The 6,665-nt window shown below is 50.4% G+C and carries 5 protein-coding genes; all 5 read left to right on the top strand.

The features are described 5' to 3' along the window. Positions 1 to 5 precede the first annotated feature (5 nt). Positions 6 to 635, top strand: coding sequence for a lipoyl(octanoyl) transferase LipB (gene lipB / locus ACJAZW_RS14730; protein ID WP_415159438.1), 630 nt, complete (start codon positions 6 to 8; stop codon positions 633 to 635). A 69-nt stretch (positions 636 to 704) separates the two neighbouring features. Then, complete coding sequence (locus ACJAZW_RS14725; protein ID WP_415159436.1) at positions 705 to 1,214, top strand: DUF4282 domain-containing protein; 510 nt, start codon at positions 705 to 707, stop codon at positions 1,212 to 1,214. Positions 1,215 to 1,355: 141 nt separating this feature from the next. Then, positions 1,356 to 4,382, top strand: coding sequence for an aminotransferase class III-fold pyridoxal phosphate-dependent enzyme (locus tag ACJAZW_RS14720; RefSeq protein WP_415159434.1), 3,027 nt, complete (start codon positions 1,356 to 1,358; stop codon positions 4,380 to 4,382). 54 nt (positions 4,383 to 4,436) lie between these two features. Further along, on the top strand, positions 4,437 to 5,786 hold the full coding sequence (rimO, locus tag ACJAZW_RS14715) for a 30S ribosomal protein S12 methylthiotransferase RimO (RefSeq protein ID WP_415159432.1): 1,350 nt from the start codon (positions 4,437 to 4,439) through the stop codon (positions 5,784 to 5,786). Next, positions 5,779 to 6,630: a dihydropteroate synthase gene (gene folP, locus ACJAZW_RS14710; protein ID WP_415159430.1), complete on the top strand. Its 852-nt coding sequence runs from the start codon at positions 5,779 to 5,781 to the stop codon at positions 6,628 to 6,630. Before rimO ends, folP begins: the two co-directional genes overlap by 8 nt. Positions 6,631 to 6,665 lie beyond the last annotated feature (35 nt).

Here is a 6,665-nt window from a genome sequence, read left to right as displayed (position 1 = left end):
AACTAATTCCCTATCCCATTGCGCTTGAGAAAATGAAAGCCCGTGTGGCTGGCATAGCGACCAATGTGGCTGGTGAAAAGGTCTGGCTGCTTGAGCACCCGCCCCTTTACACTGCAGGCACATCGGCCAAAAAAGCTGACTTGACTGACCCCAATTTTCTTCCAGTATTTGATGCCGGGCGTGGCGGACAATATACTTATCACGGACCAGGGCAACGCGTGGTCTATTTCATGCTCGACCTGCGCGCGCGGGGCCGCGACGTGCGGGCCTTTGTGCGCACCATGGAATCACTGGTTATTGATACCCTCGCCCAATTCAACATTCATGGCTATCAGGTCGACGGTCGAGTTGGCGTGTGGGTTAAACGGCCAGACAAAGGGTTTGGCCGCGAAGACAAGATTGCAGCCATTGGCGTTCGTATTTCGCGCTGGGTTAGCTTTCACGGCATATCAATCAACCTCAATCCAGACTTGGATGATTATAAAGGCATTGTGCCCTGCGGCATTGTAGATCAAGGCGTCACCAGCTTTGAAGATTTGGGGCAATTGGTTTCGATGCCAGAGCTCGATTCGGCGCTGAAGATCAGCTTCGAACGGCATTTCGGGCCGATTAAAATCGGCGGTGTAAAAATATAGATAAAGCCATAGTGATCTGCTACAAATGAAGCAGCCCATATCCTTTACTCATAAATGTTGAACAGACCAATGACCCTTGATGATTTGAAAAAACTCGCCACCAGCGGAACAATTTTCAACCTAGACCGGATGATCGCCCCCAAGATCATCAAAATGCTCTATTTGTTGGGGCTCGGTGCCATTAGCATTTGGGCAATCCGGCATCTATTCGGATCATTCGCGCAATCATTTGCAGCCGGCATTTGGGGATTACTTGAAATCGGCATCATTGGCCTGGGCAGTTTTGTGCTGTTGCGCGTCTTGTGCGAAACTATTTTGGTGTTCTTCAAGAAAAACGCTGAGCACCTCACATTGGCCACAGACGCCCGCCCGGCCATGAGCATTTTTGATGATGTCAAAGATGCGCTCGAAGAGCTTGCTGATGATGAAGTGGATTTTACCGAGCAAAAGGCGATTGAGCCTGTGGCCAAGAAAGCTGTGGCTAAGAGAACTGTAGCGAAAAAAACGGCGGCCAAACGCGCAACACCACGCAAAGCCGCTGCCCCTAAAACGCGTGCTGCTGCAAAGCCAAAAAGCTAAAACACTGACTTTCGGGTTGATGCGCCAAATGCATCAACCCATTAGAAGAATTCGCGCCTTCTGGCGGCGTTTCCCCTTTGGGTCTCCTGCAATTTCCCATATGTTGCCCACATTGGATACAATTCAACATCCGGGAAACTTATGTCAGCGTTTGATTCTGCCCCCCCATCGTTTACCGCATCAGAAATCAATCAGATTCTGAAAGACCATTACGGCCTTGCTGGAACGCAAACTGCGCTGGAAAGTGAACGCGACCAAAATGTCGCCATCGACACTGGTGATACTAAATATGTCCTAAAAATAGCTAATGCTGCTGAAGACATCGCGTTCTTAGACCTGCAATCTCGCGCCATGGCGCACTTGGCTGACAACCACTTCCCCTATGCGCCCGCTCAAATCGAAAACCAAAACGGCGCGAACATATTCTCAGTGGAAAAACAAGGCCAGCATCACGCGATCCGCCTGATTTCGTTCATCAACGGGCCACTGCTGAGCACACAAGTTCCTACACTTGAAACACTGGAAAACCTCGGGCGCGCCATCGGACAATTGTCTGCCTCGCTACAGGGGTTTTCTCATCAAGCCGCCGAGCGTTCAGACTTTGAATGGAACTTGGACAATGTATTATCGCTGAAGCCTTTATGCGCTGACATCGTTGATCAGAACAACCGGAAACGGATTGAGGCGCTTTTTGAGCGCTATGAGCAAGTTGTTGCCCCAAAGCTGACAAATTTGCGCAATGCGGTGCTTTATCAAGATGCGAACGACAACAACATTATCGTTGATGCTAACAACAACACAAAAATCATAGGCGTGTTTGATTTTGGTGACATGTGCTTTGGCCGTCAAGTGAACGAGCTAGCCGTTTGCATGGCCTATGCACTGCTCGGCCAAAAAGACATCTATTCCGCATCGCAGGCGCTCGTTCGCGGCTACGCTAGCGCTTTCGCACTGACTGAGCCAGAACTGGACGTCCTGTTTGACCTTGCGCGTATGCGTCTGGTTTCAAGCGTGTGCATGTCATCGCGCCAGGCTAAAAAATATCCTAACAATGAATATCTCACCATTTCCCAACAATCCGCATTTGAGTTGTTGGAACGCCTAGAAAGTGTAGATGTTGGATTCATGACCGCTCTGTTCCGCAATGCGGCTGGTTTTGAAGCCATCAAGGGCGGCAACAGTGTTTCAGCGTTCCTCAAATCAAAGCGCAACAAGCTTGCGCCAATGTTTTTGCCAGATTTCAAATATCAGCGCCGTTTCGTCATTCCAGCAGATGGCAGTGATCCATCAGTGCCAGATCTTTCCGCCCAAGAGTTTGATGCCTGGTTCAATGCAAAACGCACCCAATTGGATACGCGATACGGCATTGGCCGCTATGGCGAAGACCGCACAGTCTATCAGTCCGCTGCCTTTGCCTCCCCTGCGTCGCCTGAACGCCGAACAATGCATATGGGCCTTGATGTGTTTGTGGACGCAAATGAGCCGCTTTATGCGCCCATAGATGGCACAGTATTCACTATCCACAATAATGCGTTCCATCTCGACTATGGTCCAACCCTTATCCTGCGCCATGAAACCGACAATGGTGCACCATTTTTCTCGCTATACGGCCATCTCTCACCTTCAATTTTTGAGCTACACAAAGTAGGTGACAAAATTGAAGCAGGGCAATTGATCGGCCATATCGGCGATTGGGATGTAAATGGTGGCTGGTCGCCACACCTGCATTTCCAAATTATGACAGATATGTTCGTTCACACGGAAAATTTTTATGGCGTCGGCCACAAGAGCCTTTGGCATGTCTGGCAACAAATATGCATCGATCCGGACCTTATGCTCGGCCAAGCGCCGGAAACCTATCTGATCGACAATGCTGGCCCTGATGAACTAATGGAGCGCCGCGACAAGCTGCTCGGCCCCTCACTTAGCGTATCGTACGACAAGAAGCTCAAAATCGTGCGTGGCGAAGGGGTTCACCTGTTTGATCAAACCGGGCGCGCTTATTTGGACTGTGTGAATAACATCACTCATATCGGTCATTGCCATCCCCATCTTGTGGAAGCGATCAGCAAACAAGCCGCTATTTTGAACACCAATACGCGCTACTTGAATGAGCTGGTGCTTGACTATGCCGAGCGCATCACTTCAAAATTGCCTAGTTCGCTGTCAGTCGCCTTCTTTGTCAATTCAGGCACCGAAGCCAACGAATTGGCTTTACGCATCGCGCGCCATGCCACAGGCCAAAAGAACACGGTGGTGCTCGATTGGGCCTATCACGGCAATTCGCAAGGCGCTGTGGACATCAGTCCTTACAAATTCAAGCGCAAAGGCGGATTCCCGCAACCAGATTTCGTCGAAATCGCCGAATTCCCCGATCCTTATCGCGGACCACATAAGGGCTATTCCGAAAATTCGGGCAAAGCGTATGCCCAGTCGGTTGCAGATTGTGTTGAAAACATCAAAGCCAAAACGGGCAATGGTGCCGCAACATTCATCGCAGAATCAATTTCTGGCGTAGGTGGGCAAATAGCCTACCCCAAGGGCTACCTGCAAGCCGCCCACGCGGCGATCCGCGCACAAGGCGGTATTTGTGTTGCCGATGAAGTGCAATGCGGCTTTGGCCGGGTTGGCGATCATTTCTGGGGCTTTGAGTTGCAAGATGTGGTGCCGGACATCGTGGTGATGGGCAAACCCATCGGCAATGGGCATCCCCTAGCCGCCGTGGTAACCACCAAAGAACTTGCTGCAAACTTTGCCAACGGCATGGAATATTTCAATTCGTTTGGCGGTAACCCCGTGTCAATGGCCGTTGGCCTAGCCGTGATGGACGTTATTGAAAACGAAAATATGCAAAGCCACGCCAAAGAACTAGGCGCCTATATCCTTAATCGCTGGGAAACGCTGAAAGACAAGTATGACTTTGTCGGCGATGTACGCGGCCATGGCTTATTTTTAGGCATCGAATTGGTGAAAAATCGCAACACACTTGAGCCTGCGACCGATCTCGCAGGCAAGATCGTCAATGAAATGCGCGACCGCGCGATTTTGCTTTCAACCGATGGTCCGTTGGAAAATGTGCTGAAATTCAAGCCACCTATGGTCTTCTCGCGCGAAAATGCCGACTTCTTATGCGACACGCTAGACGCTGTGTTTGCCGACTTTGCTTGACGTGAGGCATGAAAGCGTTAGAAAGCGCTTTGATCCTTCAAAAAGGCAATTTGGATGAACCAGAACCCAACCATCGGACTTGTTAGCCTCGGCTGCCCAAAAGCGCTTGTGGATTCCGAGCGCATTTTGACGACGCTACGTGCGCAAGGCTACAATTTCTCCCATGATTACCAAGGCGCAGACCTTGTGATTGTGAACACCTGCGGGTTCTTAGACAGTGCAAAAGCTGAAAGCCTAGAAGCAATCGGCGAAGCCATCAATGAAAACGGCAAAGTGATCGTGACAGGTTGCTTGGGCATCGAAGAGCAATTGATCCGCGATACGCACCCTAAAGTGCTCGCGGTTTCTGGCCCCCACCAATATGAAGCGGTTGTAACAGCGGTGCACGAAAATCTGCCGCCTGTGCACAAACCATTTGAGGACTTGGTACCCGCAGACGGTTTGCGCCTGACGCCGCGTCACTATGCTTATTTGAAAATCTCTGAAGGCTGCTCAAATCGGTGCACCTTCTGCATTATCCCTTCAATTCGCGGCGATCTTAAATCACGCCCGATTGCCAGCGTGCTTTATGAAGCAGAACGCTTGGTCAAAGCTGGCGTCAAAGAGATTATGGTGATCTCTCAAGACACCAGCGCCTACGGCCAAGACATCAAATATGCGTCCTCGCGTTTTCACAAACGTGACATTGACGCTCGGTTTTATGATTTGGCCCGCGAATTGGGCGAAATGGATGCATGGATCCGCATGCATTATGTTTACCCCTACCCGCATGTGGACAAATCAATTCACTTGATGGCCGAGGGCAAAATCTTGCCTTACCTCGACATTCCGTTCCAGCATGCCGCGCCAAATGTGCTCAAAGCCATGCGCCGCCCCGCCAACCAAGTCAAAACCGCTGATCGCATCAAAGCGTGGCGCGACATCTGCCCTGATCTTGCGATCCGCTCAACATTCATCGTTGGCTTCCCGGGCGAAACAGAAGACGACTTCCAGCAATTGTTAGATTGGCTTGATGAAACACAAATCGACCGCGTTGGTGCATTCAAATATGAGCCGGTGACGGGCGCACCTGCAAACGAACTTGAGGGCGCGGTGCCTGATGAAGTTAAGCAAGAGCGCTATGGCCGTTTGATGGAAAAAGCCCAGGCAATTTCAATTGACCGCCTCAGCCAAAAAGTTGGCCGCACTATTGACGTGCTTGTGGATGATGTCGCGCCAGAAGACAACCGTGCTCTTGGCCGCAGCCAGTGGGATGCGCCAGAGATTGATGGGCAAGTGTTCATTGATGATGCTGACAACATCAAACCGGGCGATATGGTCAAAGTCACCATCAATGATTCTGACGAATACGATCTTTACGGCACCCCGGCAGATGCAGCCAAAACGGTAAATAAAGATGCATAAGTCTTTCTCCCTGAAAATGGGTGACAAGACCTTAGAACTCGGCCCAATACCGTTGGTCATGGGCATATTAAACGTGACGCCGGATAGCTTTTCCGATGGCGGTGAACACAATGGGACATCCGATGCTGTGTCCCAAGCCAAACAGATGATCACCGAAGGCGCTGAAATTATCGATGTGGGCGGCGAAAGCACGCGCCCCGGTGCACAAGAAGTTGGTGCTCAAGCCGAACTTGACCGGATTATGCCGGTGCTCGATGCTTTGAAATTAGCGGGAATCACTACCCCTGTTTCAATCGACACCTACAAAGCAATCGTTGGCCATCAAGCCATTCAAGCTGGTGCGTCCATCATCAATGATGTGTGGGGTTTTCAGCGCGACCCGGAGCTTGCCGACGTCGCGGCACACTATAATACGCCATCGATTTTGATGCATTGGGATGTTGAACGCGACACAACCAAAGATATCATTTTTGAATTAAAGCGCTACTTTGAGAAAAGTATTCAAATTGCTGAATGTGCTGGATTATCAAAGTCTCAAATTATCCTTGATCCGGGCTTTGGATTTGCCAAAACCTATAAAGAAAACTTCGAGCTATTGGGTCGCATCGACGAATTGTGCGAATTCGGATACCCTGTTCTTGTGGGTTTCTCGCGTAAATCTGCATTGGGCAAACTGTTGGGGGTTGAGCCTAAAGAACGGGTTGCCGCAACGGGGGCAACCACGGTACTAGCATATGGGCAAGGTGCGCATATTTTCCGCGCCCATGATGTGCAAGAAAACCATGACGTGTTGCAGGTTGCGCACGCGACAAAATACGGCCCTCCACCCGCTCGGGAAATGTAATTGATGTCACAGATGAACCGAACAGAAGACAAAAT

Source organism: Maritalea sp. (assembly GCF_047634455.1).
Lineage (GTDB): Bacteria > Pseudomonadota > Alphaproteobacteria > Rhizobiales > Devosiaceae > Maritalea.
Note: the sequence above shows the minus strand (reverse complement) of the source record. Positions and strands in the feature narration are given on the sequence as shown.